General features: G+C 69.4%; 24 protein-coding genes, 1 tRNA gene and 2 pseudogenes. 21 read left to right on the top strand and 6 right to left on the bottom strand.

Annotated features, from left to right (window positions below; genetic code table 11):
- Positions 1-114: 114 nt before the first annotated feature.
- Positions 115-834 (bottom strand): GIY-YIG nuclease family protein, encoded by a 720-nt coding sequence (locus OOK31_RS10840; protein ID WP_267012218.1) that lies wholly within the window; start codon positions 832-834, stop codon positions 115-117.
- A gap of 377 nt (positions 835-1211) precedes the next feature.
- Here OOK31_RS10840 and OOK31_RS10835 point away from each other — a divergent pair, with 377 nt between their 5' ends.
- On the top strand, positions 1212-1994 hold the full coding sequence (locus OOK31_RS10835) for a site-specific integrase (protein WP_267012217.1): 783 nt from the start codon (positions 1212-1214) through the stop codon (positions 1992-1994).
- A gap of 790 nt (positions 1995-2784) precedes the next feature.
- Positions 2785-3651, top strand: coding sequence for a hypothetical protein (locus OOK31_RS10830; RefSeq protein ID WP_267012216.1), 867 nt, complete (start codon positions 2785-2787; stop codon positions 3649-3651).
- 147 nt (positions 3652-3798) lie between these two features.
- On the opposite strand, the gene OOK31_RS10825 is transcribed toward OOK31_RS10830, so the two are convergent.
- Both OOK31_RS10825 and OOK31_RS10820 read right to left on the bottom strand, forming a co-directional pair.
- Positions 3799-4209: a YdcF family protein gene (locus OOK31_RS10825; protein ID WP_323188202.1), complete on the bottom strand. Its 411-nt coding sequence runs from the start codon at positions 4207-4209 to the stop codon at positions 3799-3801.
- Positions 4210-4528: 319 nt separating this feature from the next.
- Entirely contained in the window at positions 4529-4666 is a 138-nt protein-coding gene (locus OOK31_RS10820) for a hypothetical protein (RefSeq protein ID WP_267012215.1), read from the bottom strand.
- A 793-nt stretch (positions 4667-5459) separates the two neighbouring features.
- Here OOK31_RS10820 and OOK31_RS10815 point away from each other — a divergent pair.
- Positions 5460-6239, top strand: a complete 780-nt coding sequence (locus OOK31_RS10815; protein WP_267012845.1) for a nuclease-related domain-containing protein — start codon at positions 5460-5462, stop codon at positions 6237-6239.
- Here the strand turns inward: OOK31_RS10815 and OOK31_RS10810 are convergent.
- Positions 6212-6895, bottom strand: coding sequence for a YdcF family protein (locus tag OOK31_RS10810; RefSeq protein WP_267012214.1), 684 nt, complete (start codon positions 6893-6895; stop codon positions 6212-6214). The genes OOK31_RS10815 and OOK31_RS10810 overlap by 28 nt on opposite strands.
- A pseudogene (locus OOK31_RS10805) lies at positions 6892-7362 on the bottom strand (UTRA domain-containing protein); the annotation flags it as partial. The gene OOK31_RS10810 and the pseudogene OOK31_RS10805, both read right to left, overlap by 4 nt.
- 198 nt (positions 7363-7560) lie before the next feature.
- Between OOK31_RS10805 and OOK31_RS10800 the strand changes: the two are divergent.
- From OOK31_RS10800 to OOK31_RS10750, 11 genes and pseudogenes are all read left to right on the top strand, one after another.
- On the top strand, positions 7561-7707 hold the full coding sequence (locus OOK31_RS10800; protein ID WP_267012213.1) for a hypothetical protein: 147 nt from the start codon (positions 7561-7563) through the stop codon (positions 7705-7707).
- Positions 7704-8390: a DUF2637 domain-containing protein gene (locus tag OOK31_RS10795; protein WP_267012212.1), complete on the top strand. Its 687-nt coding sequence runs from the start codon at positions 7704-7706 to the stop codon at positions 8388-8390. Before OOK31_RS10800 ends, OOK31_RS10795 begins: the two co-directional genes overlap by 4 nt.
- A 22-nt stretch (positions 8391-8412) precedes the next feature.
- Positions 8413-8601, top strand: a complete 189-nt coding sequence (locus OOK31_RS10790; protein ID WP_267012211.1) for a mobile element transfer protein — start codon at positions 8413-8415, stop codon at positions 8599-8601.
- A gap of 20 nt (positions 8602-8621) precedes the next feature.
- The gene (locus OOK31_RS10785; RefSeq protein ID WP_267012210.1) at positions 8622-8777 is read left to right on the top strand and encodes a hypothetical protein; all 156 of its coding nucleotides are present in this window, start codon (positions 8622-8624) and stop codon (positions 8775-8777) included.
- An 11-nt stretch (positions 8778-8788) separates the two neighbouring features.
- On the top strand, positions 8789-9112 hold the full coding sequence (locus OOK31_RS10780) for a SpdD-like protein (protein WP_267012209.1): 324 nt from the start codon (positions 8789-8791) through the stop codon (positions 9110-9112).
- 5 nt (positions 9113-9117) lie between these two features.
- A complete protein-coding gene (locus OOK31_RS10775) occupies positions 9118-9558 on the top strand; it encodes a GGDEF domain-containing protein (RefSeq protein ID WP_267012844.1) in 441 nt (146 codons plus the stop codon).
- 143 nt (positions 9559-9701) lie between these two features.
- Positions 9702-9881, top strand: coding sequence for a hypothetical protein (locus tag OOK31_RS10770; protein WP_267012208.1), 180 nt, complete (start codon positions 9702-9704; stop codon positions 9879-9881).
- Positions 9882-9886: 5 nt separating this feature from the next.
- Entirely contained in the window at positions 9887-10072 is a 186-nt protein-coding gene (locus tag OOK31_RS10765; protein ID WP_267012207.1) for a hypothetical protein, read from the top strand.
- A gap of 4 nt (positions 10073-10076) precedes the next feature.
- A complete protein-coding gene (gene repSA, locus OOK31_RS10760) occupies positions 10077-11477 on the top strand; it encodes a replication initiator protein RepSA (RefSeq protein ID WP_267012206.1) in 1401 nt (466 codons plus the stop codon).
- An 11-nt stretch (positions 11478-11488) separates the two neighbouring features.
- A pseudogene (locus tag OOK31_RS10755) lies at positions 11489-11662 on the top strand (helix-turn-helix transcriptional regulator).
- On the top strand, positions 11659-13032 hold the full coding sequence (locus OOK31_RS10750; RefSeq protein ID WP_267012205.1) for a tyrosine-type recombinase/integrase: 1374 nt from the start codon (positions 11659-11661) through the stop codon (positions 13030-13032). The pseudogene OOK31_RS10755 and the gene OOK31_RS10750 overlap by 4 nt, the downstream one beginning before the upstream one ends.
- Positions 13033-13249: 217 nt before the next feature.
- Here OOK31_RS10750 and OOK31_RS10745 read toward each other — a convergent pair.
- A tRNA-Arg gene (locus tag OOK31_RS10745) sits at positions 13250-13321 on the bottom strand.
- A 106-nt stretch (positions 13322-13427) separates the two neighbouring features.
- Here OOK31_RS10745 and OOK31_RS10740 point away from each other — a divergent pair.
- From OOK31_RS10740 to rho, 7 genes are all read left to right on the top strand, one after another.
- Positions 13428-13895 carry a response regulator gene (locus OOK31_RS10740; protein WP_267012843.1) on the top strand — a complete coding sequence of 156 codons (468 nt, stop codon included), beginning with the start codon at positions 13428-13430 and terminating at the stop codon, positions 13893-13895.
- 100 nt (positions 13896-13995) lie between these two features.
- Positions 13996-14928: an ArgS-related anticodon-binding protein NrtL gene (gene nrtL / locus OOK31_RS10735; RefSeq protein ID WP_267012204.1), complete on the top strand. Its 933-nt coding sequence runs from the start codon at positions 13996-13998 to the stop codon at positions 14926-14928.
- A 19-nt stretch (positions 14929-14947) separates the two neighbouring features.
- Positions 14948-16339 carry a diaminopimelate decarboxylase gene (gene lysA / locus OOK31_RS10730; RefSeq protein ID WP_267012203.1) on the top strand — a complete coding sequence of 464 codons (1392 nt, stop codon included), beginning with the start codon at positions 14948-14950 and terminating at the stop codon, positions 16337-16339.
- A 160-nt stretch (positions 16340-16499) separates the two neighbouring features.
- The gene (locus OOK31_RS10725) at positions 16500-17789 is read left to right on the top strand and encodes a homoserine dehydrogenase (protein WP_267012842.1); all 1290 of its coding nucleotides are present in this window, start codon (positions 16500-16502) and stop codon (positions 17787-17789) included.
- Positions 17790-17795: 6 nt separating this feature from the next.
- Positions 17796-18866: a threonine synthase gene (gene thrC / locus OOK31_RS10720; RefSeq protein WP_267012202.1), complete on the top strand. Its 1071-nt coding sequence runs from the start codon at positions 17796-17798 to the stop codon at positions 18864-18866.
- Positions 18867-19183: 317 nt separating this feature from the next.
- Entirely contained in the window at positions 19184-20122 is a 939-nt protein-coding gene (gene thrB / locus OOK31_RS10715; protein ID WP_267012201.1) for a homoserine kinase, read from the top strand.
- 416 nt (positions 20123-20538) lie between these two features.
- The gene (gene rho, locus OOK31_RS10710; RefSeq protein WP_267012200.1) at positions 20539-22653 is read left to right on the top strand and encodes a transcription termination factor Rho; all 2115 of its coding nucleotides are present in this window, start codon (positions 20539-20541) and stop codon (positions 22651-22653) included.
- Positions 22654-22817 lie beyond the last annotated feature (164 nt).

Raw genomic sequence — 22817 nt, 5'->3', positions numbered from 1 at the left:
CGTCTGGTGCACAAGGCACCGGGGCGACAGGGGTGGGGACGGGTGCGATCAGTGCTGACCATGGCCGTTCAGGGGGCTCGCCGCGTCCGGTGGCCCAGCTGGGGCAGCCAGTACTCAGGAGGCTGAGGGTGTGTCGCGTACCCGGCCCATTCCTGATGAATGGAATTGCGGTGACGAAGTTCGGTACGTCACCTGGCAGAAGCCGTCAGCTTCGAATACGACACTCCGACAGTTGTTCGGCCCCTCCCGATCCGACAGCCAGACCAGGCTGTCTCCAGCGACCAGGCGCTCTCGACCCATGAGTAGGCGGTTGTGGGCGGTCCCCTCGCGGTCGAGGAACGGTACCGGATCCGTTTCTCCGCCCGGGTCGTTGTCACTGAGCCCCGCCACGTGGCCGGGATCGTGCGTTGCGTGGATCTCCAGTAGGTCGTCGTCCGAATGTGCCTGCCAGAGGTCGAGTACGTCGGCGGAATCGCTGAAGAAGTCAGGCCGGGCTGTGAGTGCGAAGACCTGGCCGGCCTGGAGGGGTAGGGCAACACGATCGCCGGCCCGCAGCCGGTGGACGGCGGGCAGCGACCCCCACGTGCGAATGCCGGTCACGACTTGCTGGCAATGATGGATCGCTCTCTTGGCAGCATCCAGGGAGACGCGGAAGAACTCCCGGTTGGCGGAGACCCTGTGACCCGCCAGGAAGCGGTGCACTGCGCGCTCGACCTCGGGGGCCCGGGCGGTCGTGACCCTGAAGAGCACCTCGAACGGGTAGGGAACCGACGTGTCCGAGAGGGCTCTCGCCCGGTCTTCTGCAAGCTGCTCGGTATAGCCGATCTTGAGCATGTCCCGGGCGAGGAAGGGGCGCGTTCCGGCCCTCATCAGCTGGTACGCCTTCTCGCTCGACTATCTGGAGGCGCGTTGGGTGCAGGTCGCGGCGAAGACCCGGAGCGAGACCAACGATGCTCTGTGCTCGATCACCGAGGCCATGCTCCGAAGGACGCGAGGCCGGCCGGATGACGAGTTGTTGCGGCGGGCGTTGCGAAACTGGGCGTTCGTGGTGCCCGGTCCCGATGTACGCACGGCGCCCACAGAGGTGCGGCTTGCCCTGGGCTGGGTCGCTCGGGCTTCGCACCCCCTGGATGACCTGCTGGACCCAGCCATGATGCACGGTGTGCTCCAGGCCCACGGTCGCGGCTGCCGAGACGCAGCGGCGCAAACGGATGACGCTCGTGAACGCGGTGCGGTACGCGATCGAGCTAGGTCAGCTCCGCGCCGATCCACTGGCCAACATCAGCTGGCGCATCACCGAAACCGTTCAGCAGGTCGATCCCCGGGTGGTCGTCAATCCCGTGCAGGCGCGGAACCTGCTCTGTGCGGTCTCCTACGTCGGTGGTTACGGGCGGGCGCGGGGGCGGAGGCTGGTCGGCCTCTTCGCCGGGATGTACTACGGGGGGCTGCGGCCGGTCGAAGCCGTGGCGGTTACGTTGCCGGACTGCGAACTGCCGACGGAGGGGTGGGGCAGCGTGATCTTTCATGCCACCCGCCCCTCCGTCGGCAAGAAGTGGACCGACAGCGGACGGAATCACGACCTGCGCGGTCTGAAGAGTCGCCCGCCGGGAGGCACGCGTACGGTGCCACTCCCGCACGAACTCGTCAGCCTGTGGCGGGAGAGTGTCGACACCTTCGGCACCGGACGACGGTCGGCTGTTCTTCAACGAGAAGGGCGGCATCGTGGGATCCACCACCTACGACCGTGCCTGGCACGAGGCCCGCGAACTCGCGCTTTCGCCGGGCCTGGTGGCATCCCCCTCGCCGCCCGCCCCTACGACCTGCGGCACTCGGCCCTGTCCACCTGGCTGAACGCCGGCGTCGATCCCACCGAAGTCGCCGAACGGGCTGGGAACAGCGTGGAGGTCCTCATGACCCGGTATGCGAAGTGCCTTTATGGGCGCCAGGCCCTCGCGGACAAACGCATCGACGCGCTTCTGGACGAGTACAACTGAGGGGCCGTCATGATTCCCATGGAGAATCAAGCGGTCCGCGTAGGCCTTTTGCGTCCCACGTATCTCCCGCGCGAGCCGGTTTCACGCGGTCGGGCACGCCCGATCCCGTCGACGTGTCGAGGCGAAAGCACAGGACAGGGACGTGTGAGGGGCAAGGTGCTGGAAAGTGCAACGGTCACACAGGCCGTGTGTCTTTTGGCATGAACAAGAAAGCCTCTGACTTGCATTCCTGCAGGTCAGAGGCTTCTCTAGCACTCCTTGCGAAGTGCCCCCGGCAGGATTCGAACCTGCGCACACGGCTCCGGAGGCCCCGTGCGTCCTGCGTACTGTTGCTGGTCAGGCTGTGGCGAGAGCTTCGGCGCGACCCCGCCGTCCACGAATAGGCCACGCACAGGCGGCACGTCTCTCCCCGCTCTGGAGCGTTGGGGCGCTGATTGGATCTTGGCGGTGTCGACGGCTACGAGTTGGCCACGTATATCTTCCTCATGCCTGATGGCACCGGGTTGATTCCGCACGCCGCCCTTCCCAGAGCTTGGTAGGTGCAGAGCCTCCCTAGGGAGATGGCCTCCTACCCGTGAGGCGGCTGTAGTCGGCGAGTTGACTGAGGAAGGGATCCCGACGTGCTCACCCGGCGACGGGCGGGATGGGCTCGCGAGGAGGAAGATGGAGGGGTGAGAGGGGAGGCGACATGACGTTCCCTAATATGCCGGATCGCGACCCCAACCTCCGGTCCCGAGCCGTGGTATACCCCCATGAACGCTCAAGGCTGACGCTCGCCATATGCTGTCTGGTGATCTATTTCATTGTTCTCCTGGCCATTATTATTGCGGCGTCGGCGCAACTCGGAGCCATCCTGGGGTTCCTCTTCCTAATTCTCCTTCTTGTCGGTGTCATTTGGTTTAGTCACCGCCTCAGGAGGGCCCGTCTTCTCGGGCGGGCGATCAAGGTGACGCCGGAGAGTTTTCCGGTAATCCATGCTGAATTCGCCGGTCTTCAGCGAAAACTGGACTATAGTCGCCCCGTCGACGTCTATGTGGCCGACGATGTCGAGGGCAAGATGACGATGACCAGCGTGCTGGGGACCCGCGTACTCCTTATCGAGGGGGGATTCGCTGCCGACCTCCAGCAGGAGGGGCCTGAACCCCTGCGCTTCCTCCTGGGAGGCTACATCGGCGCGCTCAAGGCTCGGCACGGTCAGCTGGCCCTTCCTCTGACGGTTCTGGAGGCCATGAAGTGGACGGCTTTCATCAACCCATGGATCCTGCCCTACTATCGCGCCTCGATGTACACGCGTGACCAGATCGGATACCTGTGTGCCGGAAGTCTGGACGCCTCACTCGGCGTAATAGCGCGACTCACCGTCGGCAAGGAAATGGCTCCTGAAATGTCACCTTCAGGCATTCTAGATCAGGCCAGTCGAGTAGGCAGGAATCCTCTTCCCCGTTTTGCCGAACTGTCGCAGGACCGTCCGCATCTGGTGAAGCGCTACGTCAACCTCGTTGCCTTCGCCGCGCGGGTCCGGCGAGCTGACTTTGACAGGTTCCAGGCCTGCCTGAACGAGAACGACCAACGCATCCTTAGGAGCTTGCTCGTTCAATCACCGCATTCCGGCCAGGTTGGGACAACTCCCTCCCTGGGTGCGGCTCGCTGGAGCTGAGCCAAGAGGCTGAATAGCCAGAAGTCCCACATCCTGTGAGGGTTAAAGGTTCGGGGGAGAGGATTTGGCCGGTGTCCTGCCCGGGCTGGAGTGGGGGGAATATGGCTGCGCTCTGCCAGCTGTCCCGCCGACGCGCGGATGAGCCGGCTAGTGAAACCCTGGTCGCATAGGCGCTGGTACGCCATCAGAAACTGGTGCGGCACGGGCGGATGCACCATGAGGCCCTGGGCGGGGTAGAGCAGTAGCCGCTGTAGAGCGCCGACGAGCATGTCGATGACCAGGGCGCGGATCACGGATCGAGTCGACGTACTCGACAAGGTCATCGGTGATGACGTGCTCACTACCCTTGACTTCAGGCCACAGTTTGCGGGCGGTGGTGTACGCCCTGCGTTCCTCGTATGGCTTGCTGACCAACAGCACCGACTCGACGTGGTGGCCGGCCTCTTCGAGTAGGGCGCGAGTGAGTTGGATGTTCTCGCCCGTGTTCGGAGCGTGAGGCTCAACCAGCACGTTCTCCGGCGGGACCCCTAGTTCCAGGGCCCGTTCGCGGTAGTGCACCGCCTCGCCGCGGGGTCCGGAGCCTGTTCTTGTCTCACAGGTGTCTCTCGGGATCCGTCACCCCGGAACCCGCGCTGGCTGTGGCAAAGGTCGGGGGCTTGCGGCCGACGCAAGAACGACCCTCTTGAAAACCGTCGTGGCGCGAGTCACCGTGGGTTAAAATCCCACACCCACCGCAGATGAACGGCCCCTGACCAGCCAGAACGGTCAGGGGTCGTTCGTATGAGTGTTGTCCGCCAGCGACCGCTGTTCCCCGCCGTTCCCCCACCGAACGGGCACGGAAAGGGCACGGCCACGCTCTGATTCGTCGCCTCATAGGTCAGAACTCCCAGGACCACTGTCCGGTGCTGATCCACTGGACAATCAAGATGATCAGGCTGATCACGAAGAAGAGCAGCACCAAGGCAACTGGAACCAGGCAGCACCCAAAGAGGCCTTCCATTCCGCTGTCGGACATACGCTGACGCTATGGCTGGTGGACCATGATGGCGAGCCCTGCTCGGCCGGACGGGCACCAAGCGCATCTAGGCCGTGGCGCGGCTTTGGTTGGGAGGTGCCACGCGGCACCTGACGACCACTTGTACCCACGACTGCCCCGGCTCCCATCCCGTCTGCCGTCGACCCACACGTATGTGGAGCGGGCGCGGGCCCTGGCGTCCAGGTGGAGCGCGCCACTGTACGAACGACCTGGACGCCAGGGCCCGTGTCTGCTCGGCTTGTCTGGGTCGACGGCAGACGGGATGGGAGCCCCCACGCTCGCCCCGACGCGCCGGCACCCGCGTACGGCGCCCCGTCCATCCCGGAGTCGGAGCGCCCCCGCCGGCGGCATGTCCTTGAGCGATGACACCGCCGGCCCGTAGGGCTCGACTCATGCCCTCGGGCCTACCCGCCTACAGGGGCGCGTCGGCGCAGCGCGCGCGGAGCGGGCCGAAGGCAGGAGCGTCGCGCGGAGCGGAGCCGGGAAGCCCGCCCGGCGGAGCGGAGCGCAGCCGGGTGCTTGATGAGGTAGAGAAACCTGTAACAGCTCGCTCTGTCTCCGGCGGTCTTGCTGATCTGGCCACCAGCTGTTGGCATATGTGTGGCGACGGCACGCAGGGGGGCGGCTGGTGGGCGATCTGACGGTCCATTCGTGGAAGAGGCATGGCAAGGATCGGCTCTATGTGAACCTGCCGGATGGAACGGCGGTTGCCTGGGCGGATCGAGCGATCAAGACCGTGACGATCAAGCTTCGGAAGTACCAGGACGAGGCTATGGATCCTCTTCGACGTCACCTTGGTGAGGGGCTTACCGTCAGCTCGCCTCCTTCGCCGGGGCGGGCACCTCGTCCCGACGCTGCCTCTCGGCAGTCAGGGAGCCCCGGGCACGCAACCCCGAAGCACCGATCTGAACGGCCGGCTCCTCTGCCACCTCTCAGCCCCAGTGAGGACCTGGCCAAGAACCGGCCCGGCTCCCGCGTTGTCAGCTTGCTCGCTGAGCGAGGTCCGCCGACGGTTCAACGGCTGAAGGCGAAGTTACTGCGACAGTCCTCGGAGTGGGACAGCTGGTACGCGGGCCTGGAAGGTGAGCGCCGGGTGGGACGCGAGCTGGAACGCCTGTCCCCACTCGGCTGGCGGGTGCTTCACGGCATTGAGAAGAGCAACGGCGGCGACATCGACCACCTGCTGATCGGGCCTGGCGGCGTGTTCAGCATCAACACCAAGAACCACCAGGGCGCCTCGGTCTGGGTCGGTGACTCGATGGCCAAAGTCAACGGCGGGAAGCCACGGCCGTACGCTGCGGCAAGCCAGGCTGAGGCGGACTTCGTACGGAGGGTGCTGGGGCGGTACTGCGACTTCGAGGTGCCTGTCGAACCGGTCCTGGTCTTCGTTGGCATCACGTCCCTGAACCGGGCAGCGACGCAGTACACCGTCCGCATCTACCAGGAGCGGGAGGTGGCGGCTCTGGGCCCGCTCGCCGGGAAGCTCACTCCGGCGCAGGTGGAGCACGTGCATGGCGTCGCTCGTCACCGACGCGTCTGGCTCCGCGCCTGACCCGGCTCATCCGGCAGGAGGCGACTCGTGAAGCCCTGCCGGCGCAGTCGGTCGTAGGCCTCGGTCACGTCGTCCGGGACCTGCTGGCTGATCATGAAGCCCTGTTCCGGGTAGACCAGCAGTCGCTGTAACGCGCCGACCAGCATGTCGATGACCAAGCGGGCGTCGCCGATGGAGTCGACGTATTCGTCGAGCGTCATCGGGCTGGAAGCGCTGACGATCTCCACTCCGGGCCAGAGCTTCCGCGCCGTGGCGTAGGCACGCCGCTCCTCGTACGGCTTGCTGATCAGCAGCACAGAGGACACGTCGACGCCGGCCTCTTGAAGGAGTTCTCGGCAGAAGCGGATGTTCTCGCCCGTGTTCCGAGCCCGCGGTTCCACGAGCACGGTTGAGCTGGGCACCCCAAGCTCCAAGGCCCGCTCGCGGTAGTGGACGGCCTCACCGCGGGGCATTCGTTCGCGCGTGGTCGGGCTGGTGGCTCCGGTGAATACGAGCAGGGGAGCCATACCGCGCCTGTAGAGGTCGACCGCTGCGTCGGCCACCCCCAAGTCGTGGCTGCCGAGCCCGATTGCGACCGAGCACGGCTGCGGAGCGTGGCCCATCTGGTGGTAGTCCCAGATGAGTCGGGTGTCTGCCCAGTCCTGGGTCGAGATCACTCCTGGCCTTCCCTGTCGTTCGCCGAGTCCGGTACCTGGAAGTCGTATTCCCAGGCAAAGCGCGAAGCAGCGTGCACCCCGAGGGCGAATTCGATCACGGTGCCGTCGGCCGTGTAGGTCGTCCGGTGCAGCTCGACCACCGGTTCGCCCTGCGGAAGCTGCAAGAGCCTCACTTCGTCGGCAGTGGGCGTGCGGGCGAAGATCCGCTCCTTCATGTGGTCGATCTCGTATCCGGCGTCGTACAGAACGCGGAATCCACCGCCGCGGCCGGCCGGACCGGGCGTCGGATCCACCAGCCGGGTCCCTTCGACATGCTCGGGCCGGTAGTAGCTGGTCAGCGTGTGCGTCGGCTGGTCGCCCTCCTTCACCAGCCGTGCACGTGCGTAGACCTGCGCGCCTGCTGGTAGGCCGTGTGCGGCAGCCGCCTCGGGTGGCGCGTCAACGAGACTGACCGACTGGGTCTGCTCCCAGTTCGCGCATCTGACTCCGGACCTTCCCGCGCTCGCTGCCTATCGGCCGGTGATCCGCACCGAATCCGCAGCTGCGGGACCCGCCTGGCTTCCGAAGCCGATCCCGGCGACGGACTGACAACTCTCTCCCCTCGGTCAGCGCGACCGTCTCGCGCCAGGTCCCTACCCCACCCATGCCCAGACTCGGGAGAACCGATGTTCTGCACGCTTTGCGGCGACGACAACGGAGAGAAGACCGGCTCCGATCACGAGATCGGCAACTGCCCCTGGCGGGACATCTCCGAGAAGGAGACGGAGCTGATGCTCGGTGTTCTCCGCCCGTTCGACCGGTCGGTGACGTGACTGCCCGCCTGCGCCTGGACGCCGTTCTCGTCCAGGCCGTCATCGCCGGTGCCCTGTCCTTCGCCCACATGCACGACCTCGCTGCGGCGGCAGGGCAGGACGGCTGGAAGGCCTGGGCCTACCCCGTCAGCGTCGATCTGCTGCTCGTCGCGGCATGGCGCCGGATGCGAACGGACGCGGAGAACCGTGACGCGTGGCTGTGGTTCGCCATCGCCCTGGTCGCCTCGCTCGGCGCCAACGTCGCCACCGCCGGACTGCTCGACCTGCACGACGTCCCGGCCTGGCTGCGCATCCTCGTCGCCGGATGGCCTGCGCTCGCGTTCCTCGGCGGCACGCTCCTCGCCCACGGCCCGGCCCCGGCTCCCGACCCGTCGCAGGACCCCGAACCCATGGCGACGCAAGAGCGCGAAGCCCTCGCCGATCTCACTGTGGAGCGCGCTCCCGAACCGGCGCCCGAACTGCCGCCAGCCGAACCCGAGCCCCCGGCAGCACCGCCCGCCCTTGCTCCCCCGGTACCCACCGCGCCCGTTCCGCCCGTTCCGCCCGCGCTGCTCGACCACGCGCGGAAGATCGCGGACGCCCATCGCGCCCAGACCGGCACCGCGATGGACGCCGCGACCCTTCGGAGCCGCCTCGGAGTCTCCGAGGCACTGGCGGACTCGATCACCCTCGCCCTCGCCTGATCTGAGAGGAGACGCAGGCTCCATGCGTCCGAACCGCTTCTACAACGTCATCCGCTTCGGCCCGGTGCACGTCGGCAGCCACAGCGACGGCCGGGGTCGCGTCAAGCACACCGCCGTCTGCACGGCCCCCGGCTGCGACTTCTCCGCCGACTACAGCACCCGCGCCGCCGCCGAACTCGCCGCCCGTACCCACCGCTGCAACCCGCGCTGACCGCGAAGGAGATCCGCGTCATGGACGTCCCGCTCTGGCTCGCCCTGATCGTCGTCGGAGTCCTCGGCTACAAGCTCATCCGCCCGCCGCTGTGGCTCGTCGCGGTGATCCTCCTCGGCGGCTACCTCCTCGCCGACAGCTTCATCGCCCCGCTCATCGACCCGATCACCAAGTAGGAGAACCTGCCATGCTCCGACCGCGTATCCCGGTGAACCCGTCCCCGACCGGCATCGTCACCCCGCACACGTCCGTCATCGAGTCCCGCCACGAGCCCTCGACGCCGGCCGCCGCCAACCACGCCCCGACCACCCCGGCCGCCCCGGGACGTCTCCCGGTCCAGCTCACCCCCGGCAGCACGGTCGCTCTTGCGGCGGCCGGTGGCGCCGTGGTCCTGGTCGTCGGTGCTGTCCTCGTTTCGATGCTGCTGGCGGTCGCCATCACCGGCGTCTCCCTCGCCGTTGTCGCCGTGGTCCTGCGCCTGCTCGTCAAGGACCTCCAGAGGGGGCTGTGACCAGCATGGACACCCACATCGTCGCTGCGGGCTTACCGGCCCTGGGCTGGGCTCTCCACGGTGGGCTGCTCCTGCGCCGCCTGGCCACCGCCCGCCGCGACCCGCTGACCGGCCTGCACACCCGGGCCGGTTGGACCGCCCGCGCCGAACGCCTTATCGCCAAGCACCCGTGTGCGCTCGTGCTCCTGCTCGACCTGGACAACTTCAAGGCCATCAACGACACCCACGGCCACGCCGCCGGCGACGCCGTCCTCACCACCACGGCACAACGGCTGAGCAACTGGTGCGGACACCACGGCATCGCCGCCCGCCTCGGCGGAGACGAATTCGCCGCCGCCATCACCAACTTCGGCGCCGCCAACCTCTTCGACCTCTGGTCCGCACTGGACACCCCGGTCACGCACAACGGACACGTCGTGCCGGTCTCCGCGTCGGTCCGCTGCTGACGCAGAGATGTACGCGGCCAAGGGCCACGGCAGGCGCAACACACGCTGAGCGGCCCCCGGGGCGGCCTCGGTCGCCAAACTTCCGCCGCCCCGGGCGCCTGGACCCCTCCCAGATCCAACGGACCCGAAAGGGACAACTCATCATGCCCCAGAGCGCCTCGACCCCGCCCGTCTGCCGCGACTGCGACGGCTTCGCCACCGCCACGATCACCACCGGCTCCCGTACCTCCGACGGCACCCGGACGACCGTCCGCGTCAACTGCCCGACCTGCCGGGGCCTCGGCCGCACCATCCCCTCGCTCCTCGTCCGGCTCGGCCGGTGACCGCCATGGCGAACCTGACCCCCACGAACGACGCGCCCGGCCTGCACGTCAGCAAGCCGTCCCCGTCCGAGCCCGCCACGGCCTCCGCCGTCTGCCACTGCGGCGCCTCCGCCTCGGCCAAGGGAGACGCACAGGTAGGCGCCCTGGTCGCCGGTTGGAACACCAACCACGGCCCCACGCACGGGAAGTGATCACGTGACCGACACCGCCACTGCGGCGGGCCTGGACCCGGCCACCCTGAGCGATCTGCTCCGGGTGGCCGGGGCCCCCGGCTTCGACCGCCTTCACGAGCAGATCCGCCGCACCGGGGGATGCGCCGCCCCGATCCGGCTCAGCGGCGGCACGAAGACCCTCGACCCGGCCACCCGGACCGTGCTCCACGCGTACAACACCGACGCTGAACCCGGTGGCGTCCTCCGCGTCGCCTGCGGCAACCGCCGGGCCTCCCGATGCCCCGCCTGCGCCTGCGCCTGGACGTACGCCGGCGACACCTACCACCTGATCCGCGCCGGACTCGTCGGCGACCGGGCCAAGGGCACCCCCGAGACGATCCGCGACCACCCCCGCGTCTTCGCCACCCTCACCGCCCCGTCCTTCGGCCCTGTCCACAACCGCCCCGGCCCCCGCCCGTGCCGCTGCGGCCTCCGCCACCCCGAGGACGCGCCCGAACTCGGCACCCCGCTCGACCCCGACACGTACGACTACGCGGGCGCGGTGCTCTGGAACAACCACGCCTCCGAGCTCTGGCGCTACTTCACGATCTACCTCCGCCGGGAAGTCGCCCGTCGCGCCGGCCTGACGCAGAAGGCCGCTCGCGAGCAGTCCCGCGTCTCCTTCGGCAAGGTCGCGGAGTACCAGAAGCGCGGGGCCGTCCACTTTCACGCCGTGGTCCGCTTCGACGGACCGAAGGGCCCTGACACCCCGCCTCCCGCGTGGGCCACCCTCGATCTGCTCACCGACGCCATCCGTGCCGCCGCCACTCGCGTCCGGGTCGTCGTGCCGGCCAATCCGGAGCGCGGGTTCGAGAACGACTGGGTGCTCTTGTGGGGCGATCAGCTCGACGTCCAGCCCATCGGCGCCTTCGGGGACGGGGAAGAGCTGACCGAGCAGGCCGTTGCCTCCTACGTCGCCAAGTACGCCACCAAGGCCGCCGAGACGACCGGCACCGTGGACCACCCGGTGGGCAACAAGGAAGCGCTCGTCCTCCTCGGCGTGCCCGACCACCCCCGACGGCTCATGGAAGCCTGCATGGACCTCGACCGGGCCTACCCGGACCGGCGCCTGCGGGCTTGGGCGCACATGCTCGGCTTCCGCGGGCACTTCTCGACCAAGTCCCGTCGCTACTCGACCACCCTGGGCGCCTTACGCCAGGTCCGCGCCGACTACCGAGCCGCCCAGCAACGCGCCTCGCTCGGCCTACCCGACCCCGACGACCACCCGGAGGCAACCCTCCTCGTCGTCGCCCACTGGTCCTACGCCGGCCACGGCTCCACCCCCGGCGAGTCCTGGCTCGCCGCCAACATCCGCCGAGACATCCAGCTCAACCGCGAAACGGCGCGGGAAGCCCTACGCGACTTGGAAGGAGAGGTTGCGTGAAAGACGAGCTGATGACCACTGCGGAGATCCTTTCCGAGCTGAAGGGGATTTCGCGGCGCACCTTCTACCGCTGACGGGAGCTCGGAAAGGCCCCGCAGGCACTCACGCTTCCGAACGGTGAACTGCGGTTCTGGCGGAGTGACTTTCTTGCGTGGCTGCGGGAAAGGGAGGGTGCGGCGGCATGAAGTCGTTGGACGTCAAGATCTGGAGTGTTCGTAAGCGCGACACCAAGCGGCCTTCCTGCGACGTGCGCTGGTCCGTGGCCGGCAATGTCTTCCCCGAGTCGTTCAGGACGAAGGGGCTCGCCGACAACTTCCGATCCAAGCTGATGCGCGCGGCCCGCGACGGCGAGGAGTTCGACACGGAATCGGGCCTGCCCGCGTCGATGGCAGAACAGAAAGCGACGCTGAGCTGGTACGCCTTCGCGCTCAAGTACCTTGCGATGAAGTGGCCGCACGCGGCGCCCAACACCAGGGACGGGGTCAACGAAGCCCTGACCTCGATCACGATGGCCCTGCTGGCTGAGCGCCCGGGTCGGCCAGCGGATGCCGAACTTCGGAAAGCTCTTCGGAAGTGGGCTTTCGTTCTGCCGGGTCCGGACGACAGGGAACTCCCTTCGGAGATCGGGAATGTCCTGCACTGGGTTTCCAAGGCTTCCCGCCCGCTGTCCGACCTCACCGATACGGCTCTGGGTCGAGCTGTACTCGATTCCCTGAAGATCAAACTGGATGGGACCGCGGCGGCTGCCGAGACCGTTCGACGGAAGCGCCGCACTCTGGTCAACGCCCTCCACTACGAGGTGGACCTCGGCGAGTTCAAGGAGAACCCCCTCGCCGCTGTTCGCTGGCAGAAGCCCAAGGTGTCGAACGAGGTCGATCCCCGGGTGGTGGCCAACCCCGAGCAAGCCCGGTCGCTCCTGCACGCCGTCTCCTACGTCGGGGGCTACCGCCGGGCCCGGGGCCGTCGCCTGGTGGGGCTCTTCGCCGGGATGTACTTCGGGGGCTTTCGGCCGGCCGAGGTCGTGGGGCTGGCTGAGTCGGATCTGACGCTGCCGGGCTCCGGGTGGGGCACGGCCCTGCTCCACCGGACCAGGCCGAGCGTGGGCAAGCAGTGGACCGACTCGGGGGAGAGCCACGACGACCGCGGGCTGAAGAACCGTCCCATGGAGGACGTGCGCCGGGTGCCGATCCCTCCGCAGCTCGTGGTGATCCTCCGCGAGCACCTCGACACCTTCGGGACCGCCAAGGACGGCCGGCTGTTCTTCAGCGAGGCCGGGGGAGTGGTCTCCTCCTCCACCTACTACCGGGCGTGGCAGGAGGCCCGGCTCCTGGCCCTGCCGCCGGCCACGGCCGCCTCACCGCTGGCGAGTCGGCCCTACGACCTCCGGCACTCGGCGCTCTCCACGTGGCTCAACGCCGGAGTCGACCCGACCGAGGTCGCCGAGCGCGCGGGCAACAGCGTGGAGGTGCTGCTCAGTCGGTACGCGAAGTGCCTCGACGGCCGCCAGGAGGTGGCCAACCGGAGGATCGAAGATCTGCTGCGCGAGTACGAGTGATCGCGAGTGACTGGCGATAGCCTGCGAGGCCCCTGGACCTGTCCGGGGGCCTTCCGCGTTTCTACCGCTGACCTGGGCCGATGCGCCAAGATCCTGTCCACGAATAGTCCACAGGTCCTGACATAGGGCTGCGTACGGCGGCAGTTGGCTGCACATACGCGAAGACCCCGTCTCAGCGTTGCCGCTGATGGCGGGGTCTTGGGCACTTCCTGTGAAGTGCCCCCGGCAGGATTCGAACCTGCGCACACGGCTCCGGAGGCCGTTGCTCTATCCCCTGAGCTACGGGGGCGTGTCGTCCGCGTTGCGGCGACGGGTTGAACACTACCAGCTTCCGGTGGGTGATCAGGAACCGATTTGGGCGGGAGGGGGAGGTCGGTCGCCCGCAGGGGGTGGAAGTGGCGAAAACCCGGACGCGGGGGCTTAGGGCGACCTACTCTCGAGTTGTGCCAGGCGCCTCGGGCCGGGTGCTTGTTGTCGACGACAACAAGGTCATCCGGCAGCTGATCAAGGTCAATCTCGAGCTGGAGGGCTTCGAGGTCGTGACCGCGAACGATGGTGCCGAGTGTCTGGACATCGTCCACCGCGTGTGTCCGGACGCCATCACCCTTGATGTGGTCATGCCCCGGCTGGACGGGTTCGGGGCCGCCGCGCAGTTGCGGGCCGATCCGCGGACGCGGCATCTGCCCGTCGCCATCGTCAGCGCCTGTACGCAGCACGAGGTCGAGGCGGGGATCGCCGCCGGGGTGGACGCGTTCGTCGCGAAGCCCTTCGAGCCCGCCGAGCTCGTGCGGGTCGTGCGCAGGCTCGTCGAGCGCAAGGACCGGCGGGAGCGGAAGAGCGCCCCTGTGCGGAGGGGTGTTTAGGGGAGGCGGGTGAGGGGGCCGCCGACCGCTGTGGTGGCGGGCTGTTCACATGGCGAAACCCGATGCATGCGTATCGGCCTTCTCGCCTACGCTGGGTGCCGTGATCCCCGTCGACCTCTCTCGTGCCGTCGTACACGCCGTGCGCCGTGCCGTCGAGGACGGGGAACTGGCCGGGCCGGTCCCGGCGCGCGTCGTCGTCGAGCGGACGCGTCCCGGAGGGGTGGGGGAGTACGCCACACCCGTCGCCTTCCAGCTCGCGAAGGGCGGTCAGGGCACACCCGGGGACGTCGCCCGTGTGCTCGCGCGGCGGCTCGGCGGTGAGGCCGGGATCACCCGTGTGGACGTCACCGGACCCGGATTCCTGAACTTCACGCTGATGCCGCTGCCCGCCGCCGCCCTCGTCGGCGACGTGCTCCGCCTCGGCCCCCGCTACGGCTACGCCGAGCCGGCACCCGGCTTCCGCGAGCGGGCCGTGCGCGAGGCCGTCACCCGCATCCTCTGGACCCAGGGGACGGACAACGCCGGCGAGCAGCCGCGCATCGCGCCCGTCGCGCAGCGGGACGGGGACGTCGTCGCCGTGTACGGGGCCGGTGCGGCCACCTGGGCCGTGCTCGCCGTGCCCGCCCGCGAGACGCCCGCCTTCACGCCGGGCCTCCTCGCGCAGGACGAGTCCAGCGAGTACTTCCGTGTGCGCTACGCCCACTCCCGCTGCCGGGCCCTCACCCGCAACGCCGAGCTGCTCGGGTTCCGCGCCGGCCCCGCGGAGGTGGGGGAGGAGCCGCTGCTGCGGCTCCTGGCCGACCATCCCCTCGTCCTCGAGGCGGCCGCGCACCACCGGGCGCCCGAGCGCCTCGTGCGGCACCTCGTCGCCGTGGCCGACGCGCTCCTCGACTTCCAGCACCACGTGCTGCCCCAGGGGGACGAGAAACCCTCGGCCGCCCACCGTGCCCGGCTGGCTCTCGCCGAAGCCGCCGGGACGGTGCTGGCCGGTGGCCTCGCCCTGCTCGGCATAGACGCACCCGACTTCCTGTGAAACGCGAAGAGAGATACCGATGAGCCGTTCCGCGCACCCCGCCGGACCCCGCCACGCCGACGTCCTGCCCGAGGGCCACTACGCCCCGCCCGCCGACGACCTCAACGTCCTCGACGAGAAGGTCTGGTCCCGGACGGTCACGCGGGGCGACGACGGCGTCGTCAGTGTGGGCGGGATCGAAGTGACCCGGCTCGCGGAGGAGTTCGGGACCCCCGCCTACTTCCTCGACGAGGAGGACTTCCGGGCCCGCTGCCGCGCCTGGGCGCACGCCTTCGGCAAGGACGCCGACGTCTTCTACGCCGGCAAGGCGTTCCTCTCCAAGGCCGTCGTGAAGTGGCTGAAGGAGGAGGGGCTGAACCTGGACGTGTGCTCCGGCGGCGAGCTCGCCACCGCCCTCGCCGCCGGGATGCCCGCCGACCGGATCGCCTTCCACGGCAACAACAAGTCCGGGGCCGAGATCCGCCGGGCCGTCGAGGCCGGCGTCGGACGGATCGTGCTGGACTCCTTCCAGGAGATCGCCCGCGTCGCGCACGTCGCCCGCGAGCTCGGCGTGCGCCAGCCCGTGCAGATCCGCGTCACCGTCGGCGTCGAGGCGCACACGCACGAGTTCATCGCGACCGCCCACGAGGACCAGAAGTTCGGCATCGCCGTCGCCGACGGCTCCGCCGCCGAGGCCGTGCGCCGCGCCCTCGGGCACGACAGCCTCGACCTCCTCGGCGTCCACTCCCACATCGGCTCGCAGATCTTCGACATGGCCGGCTTCGAGGTGTCCGCCAAGCGGGTGATCCAGCTGCTGGCCGCCGTCCGCGACGAGCACGGCGTCGAACTCCCCGAGATCGACCTCGGCGGCGGCCTCGGCATCGCCTACACCTCCGCCGACGACCCGCGCGAGCCCCACGAGATCGCCAAGGCCCTCACCGAGATCGTCGCCCGCGAGTGCGAGGGCGCCGGCCTCAAGGCGCCCCGCATCTCCGTGGAGCCCGGCCGCGCCATCGTCGGGCCCACCGCCTTCACCCTCTACGAGGTCGGCACGATCAAGCCCCTCGAAGGCCTGCGGACCTACGTCTCCGTCGACGGGGGCATGTCCGACAACATCCGTACGGCCCTCTACGACGCCGAGTACGCGGTCACCCTCGTCTCCCGCGTCTCCGACGCCGAGCCGATGCTCGTCCGCGTCGTCGGGAAGCACTGCGAGAGCGGTGACATCGTGGTGAAGGACGCCTTCCTGCCCGCCGACCTGGCGCCGGGCGACCTCCTCGCCGTACCGGCCACCGGGGCGTACTGCCGCTCCATGGCCAGCAACTACAACCACGCGCTCCGCCCGCCCGTCGTCGCCGTGCGCGACGGGCAGGCGCGGGTGATCGTCCGCCGCGAGACGGAGGAAGATCTCCTGCGTCTCGACCTCGGATGATTCCCATATTGCTGGGACAGGGCATCCGCCCCTCAAAATAGGTGTCTCACTCAATGGACCGAGGATGGAAACTCATGTCCATTGAGTGAGACTGGTTCACACCTGACGCGCAAACCGCGCGCCGGGGAGCGAAGAAAGATCGAAAGGCGTAGGTCGAATGATGCGTACGCGTCCGCTGAAGGTGGCGCTGCTGGGCTGTGGAGTGGTCGGCTCAGAGGTGGCGCGCATCATGACGACGCACGCCGATGATCTGACGGCCAGGATCGGCGCCCCGGTCGAGCTCGCCGGCGTCGCGGTCCGGCGGCCCTCCAAGGTCCGTGAGGGCATCGATCCGGCGCTGGTCACCACCGATGCCACCGCCCTCCTCAAACGGGGCGACATCGACGTCGTCATCGAGGTCATCGGCGGGATCGAGCCCGCCCGCACCCTGATCACCACCGCCTTCGAGAACGGCGCCTCCGTCGTCTCCGCCAACAAGGCGCTCCTCGCCCAGGACGGCGCCGCGCTGCACGCCGCCGCCGAGCAGCACGGGCTGGACCTGTACTACGAGGCCGCCGTCGCCGGCGCCATCCCGCTGGTCCGCCCGATGCGCGAGTCCCTCGCCGGCGACAAGATCAACCGGGTGATGGGCATCGTCAACGGCACGACGAACTTCATCCTCGACAAGATGGACTCGACCGGCGCCGGCTACCAGGAGGCCCTGGACGAGGCCACCGCCCTCGGGTACGCCGAGGCCGACCCCACCGCCGACGTCGAGGGCTACGACGCCGCCGCCAAGGCCGCGATCCTGGCCGGCATCGCTTTCCACACCCGGGTCCGCCTCGACGACGTCTACCGCGAGGGCATGACCGAGGTCAGCGCCTCCGACTTCGCCTCCGCCAAGCGGATGGGCTGCACCATCAAGCTCCTGGCGATCCTCGAGCGCGCCGCCGACGGCGAGTCCGTCACCGCCCGCGTGCACCCGGCGATGATCCCGCTCACCCACCCGCTCGCCTCCGTCCGCGAGGCGTACAACGCCGTCTTCGTCGAGGCGGAGGCCGCCGGGCGCCTCATGTTCTACGGGCCCGGCGCGGGCGGCTCGCCGACCGCGTCCGCGGTCCTCGGCGACCTCGTCGCGGTCTGCCGTAACAAGCTCGCCGAGGCAACGGGGCCCGGCGAGTCGGCGTACACCCAGCTGCCGGTCAGCCCCATGGGGGATGTCGTCACCCGCTACCACATCAGCCTCGATGTGGCGGACAAGCCGGGCGTCCTCGCCCAGGTGGCGACCACCTTCGCGGAGCACGGTGTCTCCATCGACACCGTCCGCCAGCAGGGGAAGGACGGCGAGGCCTCCCTCGTCGTCGTCACCCACCGCGCGCCCGACGCCGCCCTCTCCGGGACCGTCGAGGCACTGCGGAAGCTGGACACCGTGCGCGGTGTCGCCAGCATCATGCGTGTTGAAGGGGAGTAAGGACCCATGAGCAGCAATCGCACCCACCAGTGGCGCGGCATCATCGAGGAGTACCGGGACCGCCTGCCGGTGACGGACAAGACTCCCGTGGTCACGCTCCGCGAGGGCGGCACTCCCCTCGTCCCCGCGCAGGTGCTCTCCGAGCGCACCGGCTGCGAGGTCCACCTCAAGGTGGAGGGGGCCAACCCCACCGGGTCCTTCAAGGACCGCGGCATGACCATGGCGATCACCAAGGCCAAGGAGGACGGCGCCAAGGCCGTCATCTGCGCCTCCACGGGCAACACCTCCGCCTCCGCCGCCGCGTACGCGGTGCGCGCCGGCATGGTGTCCGCCGTCCTCGTGCCCCGCGGCAAGATCGCGCTCGGCAAGATGGGCCAGGCGCTGATCCACGGCGCCAAGATCCTGCAGGTCGACGGCAACTTCGACGACTGCCTGGACCTGGCCCGCGCGCTGTCCGACAACTACCCGGTGGCGCTGGTCAATTCGGTCAACCCGGTGCGCATCGAGGGCCAGAAGACGGCCGCGTTCGAGATCGTCGACGCGCTCGGCGACGCCCCCGACATCCACGTGCTGCCCGTCGGCAACGCCGGCAACATCACCGCGTACTGGAAGGGCTTCAAGGAGTACAAGGCCGACGGCCTGGCCTCCCGTACGCCCCGTGTGTGGGGTTTCCAGGCGTCCGGTTCCGCGCCCATCGTGCGCGGAGAGATCGTCAAGGAGCCGCACACCATCGCCACCGCGATCCGGATCGGCAACCCGGCCTCCTGGGACTACGCCCTGCAGGCCCGGGACGAGTCGGGCGGCTTCATCGACGAGGTGACGGACCGCCAGATCCTGTCCGCCTACCGGCTGTTGGCCGCGCAGGAGGGCGTCTTCGTCGAGCCCGCCTCCGCCGCGTCCGTGGCGGGCCTGCTCAAGGCCGCCGAAGCCGGTCTGGTCGACCCGGGCCAGACGATCGTCTGCACGGTCACCGGCAATGGCCTCAAGGACCCCGACTGGGCGGTCGCGGGCGCTCCGCAGCCGGTCACCGTTCCGGTGGACGCCGAGGCCGCGGCCATCCGTCTCGGCCTGGTCTGACCGAGCCCCCGGGCTCACCCGCACGACGCCTCGTTGCCGGATTCCGGAAGCCTCCGGAATCCGGCAACTCGGCCCGTACGACACCAAAAGTCAACGGAATTCAGCGGAAGTCCGCGACACGCATCGTGCGCCTCCTGTGCGCCCTATGTCGCGAGAGAACCTTCCTTCGATACGCTGTACTTACATCCGCCACCGCGCATATGACCCGTGGTGCTGCCCCGAGGGCCTTCGGGTGTCGTACGTTCTCCAGTACATTCGCAGCGAAGATCCCGCACCGTCACCAGATCTCGCACAGTCACAAGGAGTGTCATCGACCGATGGCAGGTCCAGCGTTCCGCGCCGCCGCCGTACGGGTGCGCGTCCCCGCCAGCAGTGCCAACCTCGGCCCCGGCTTCGACGCCCTCGGCCTGGCCCTGGGGCTCTACGACGACGTGGTCGTCCGCGTAGCCGACTCCGGCCTGAACATCGACATCGCGGGTGAGGGCGCCGACACCCTCCCGCGGGACGAGAGCCACCTCCTCGTACGCTCCATGCGCACCGCCTTCGACCTGCTGGGCGGCCAGCCGCGCGGCCTGGAGGTCGTCTGCGCCAACCGCATCCCGCACGGCCGGGGCCTCGGCTCCTCCTCCGCCGCGATCTGCGCCGGCATCGTCGCCGCCCGCGCCGTGACCATAGGCGGCGAGGCCAAGCTCGACGACGCGGCGCTGCTGGAACTCGCCACGGAGATCGAGGGCCACCCCGACAACGTCGCCGCCTGCCTGCTCGGCGGCTTCACCCTGGCCTGGATGGACGGGGGCAGTGCCAAGGCGATCCGTATGGACCCCGCCGATTCCATCGTTCCGGTGGTCTTCGTTCCCTCCAAGCCGGTCCTGACCGAGACCGCGCGAGGCCTGCTGCCGCGCACCGTGCCGCACGTGGACGCGGCCGTGAACGCGGGCCGGGCCGGCCTGCTCGTGGAGGCCATGACCAGGCGTCCCGAGTTCCTGCTGCCGGCCACCGAGGACCGGCTGCACCAGGAGTACCGAGCCCCGGCGATGCCCGAGAGCGTCGCCCTCGTGGGCCGGCTGCGGGCGGACGGCATCCCCGCGGTCATCTCCGGCGCGGGCCCCACGGTCCTCGCGCTGGTCGACAACGACGCGGCCGACAAGGTCGCGCGGCTCGCGGGCGAGGGGTGGGCGGCCAACCGGCTCGCACTCGACGCCGCGGGCGCGAGCGTCCTTCCGCTGGGCACGCACGGCGGGCAGTCCGTGTCCTAGCGACACGGCCCCACCGGGCGGGCGGCCGGGCAGGCCGCCGGCCCGCGGAGGGGGCGATTGCCGGTGATTGAGAGGGGGAATGTCTGTTGGATCCGGTAGTGTTAGTCTCAAGTGCGCATCCGAAGCCGCCATGGCTCGGTGCTCAGTGTCCCCATTCGGGACCACCTTTCTTCCGGGAGCCTCCCCGACTGCTTTGATCGCTGCCAGCAGTTTCGAGCACGCTCCGGAATCGGCGTGACATTCCCACGCTTCCAGCTCGGGGGCTTCTCGCCGGAACCACCCATGCACGTTTCTCTCCGCCGTACATCTATCGGCGGACCACCGCCCCGGCACGGTCCACACACAGACCGTCGTCGGACAGCACAACCGGTCGCCGAGCCAGACAGGCCGACGTCCGCTCCAGGGAAGGACCCTTCGTGAGCGACACCACCGATCTGATGGGCGCTGCCGACACCAACGTCGACACCAGTGCTCCCGCCGCGGGCGCCGCACCCAAGCGTCGCCGCTCCGGCACCGGCCTTGAGGGCATGGTCCTGGCCGAGCTGCAGCAGGTCGCGTCGGGCCTCGGTATCAGGGGCACCGCGCGGATGCGCAAGAGCCAGCTGATCGAGGTCATCAAGGAGGCGCAGGGCGGCAGCGCCCCCAAGGCCGCGGCCCCCGCCGCCGATGCCGCCGAGACCAAGCCGAAGCGCCGCGCCACCAGCAAGGCCCGCACGGGCGAGGCCGCCGCCGCGGCCCCCGCCGAGAAGCCCGCCGCGCAGGCGCAGATCGAGATCCCCGGTCAGCCTGCGAGCGAGGACGCTCCGGTCGGCGAGCGTCGCCGCCGTCGCGCCACCGCCCCCTCCGGCAGCCCGGAGTCCTCGGCCCCCGCCGTCGTGCAGGTCGAGCAGAAGACCGAGACCGCTCCCGCCGCGCAGACCGAGGCCAAGGCCGAGGCCGCGACGGCGGTCTCCGCCCAGGCCCAGGGCCAGGCGCAGGAGGCCGGCGAGGGCCGCACCCGCCGTGACCGCCGTGACCGCGGCGAGCGTGGCGAGCGCGGTGACCGTGCCGAGCGCGGTGACCGTCAGCAGGGCCGCCGTGAGCGCGGTGCCAAGACGGACGACCAGCAGGGCCAGCAGCAGGGCGGTCAGGCCGGCGGCCAGGCCGGCGGCGGCCAGGGTGGCCAGGCCGGCGGCCGTCAGGACCGTGCGGACCGTCAGGACCGCGCCGACCGTCAGCAGCAGGGCGGCCGGGGCCAGGGCCAGCAGGGTCGTCAGGACCGTCAGGACAACGGCCCGCAGGACGACTTCGACGAGGACGGCCGTCGCGGCCGGCGCGGACGCTACCGCGACCGCCGTGGCCGTCGCGGCCGCGACGAGTTCGCGCCGAACGAGCCGCAGGTCGCCGACGACGACGTACTGATCCCCGTCGCCGGCATCCTCGACATCCTCGACAACTACGCGTTCATCCGGACCTCGGGCTACCTGCCCGGCCCGAACGACGTGTACGTCTCCCTCGCCCAGGTCCGCAAGGCCGGGCTCCGCAAGGGCGACCACACCACCGGTGCGGTCCGCCAGCCCAAGGACGGCGAGCGCCGCGAGAAGTTCAACGCGCTCGTGCGCCTGGACTCCGTCAACGGCATGGCGCCCGAATCCGGCCGCGGCCGCCCGGAGTTCCAGAAGCTGACCCCGCTGTACCCCCAGGACCGGCTCCGTCTGGAGACCGACCCGGGTGTGCTGACGACCCGCATCATCGACCTCGTGTCGCCGATCGGCAAGGGCCAGCGAGGCCTGATCGTGGCCCCGCCGAAGACCGGCAAGACCATGATCATGCAGGCGATCGCCAACGCGATCACCGTCAACAACCCCGAGTGCCACCTGATGGTCGTCCTGGTCGACGAGCGTCCGGAAGAGGTCACCGACATGCAGCGGTCGGTCAAGGGCGAGGTCATCTCCTCGACCTTCGACCGCCCGGCCGAGGACCACACCACCGTCGCCGAGCTGGCCATCGAGCGCGCCAAGCGTCTCGTCGAGCTGGGTCACGACGTGGTCGTCCTGCTGGACTCCATCACCCGTCTGGGCCGTGCGTACAACCTCTCGGCCCCCGCCTCCGGCCGCATCCTGTCCGGTGGTGTCGACTCGACCGCGCTGTACCCGCCGAAGCGCTTCTTCGGTGCCGCGCGCAACATCGAGGACGGCGGCTCGCTGACCATCCTGGCCACCGCGCTGGTCGACACCGGCTCGCGCATGGACGAGGTGATCTTCGAGGAGTTCAAGGGCACCGGCAACATGGAGCTCAAGCTCGACCGCAAGCTCGCCGACAAGCGCATCTTCCCGGCCGTCGACGTCGACCCGTCGGGCACCCGCAAGGAGGAGATCCTCCTCAACGCGGAGGAGCTCGCCATCGTCTGGAAGCTGCGCCGGGTGCTGCACGCGCTCGACTCGCAGCAGGCGATCGAGCTGCTGCTCGACAAGATGAAGCAGACGAAGTCGAACGCCGAGTTCCTGATGCAGATCGCCAAGACGACCCCGGCGGGCAAGAACGACGACTGACCCCCGCCACCGGCGAGGCACGCACGTCCGGGACCGCCCCCACCGCAGCCGCGGTGGGGGCGGTCCCGCGTTTTGGGGCGGCTCCCGCACCGTGCGACCTTCGCCACATCCGCGGGGGTCCAAGGGCCCGTACGGGGCGCCCGGGCCCCCGTACGGGAGAGGCA

It is taken from the genome of Streptomyces sp. NBC_00249, assembly GCF_026342355.1.
Classification (GTDB): Bacteria; Actinomycetota; Actinomycetes; order Streptomycetales; family Streptomycetaceae; genus Streptomyces.
This window is presented reverse-complemented; position numbering and strand designations above follow the sequence as displayed.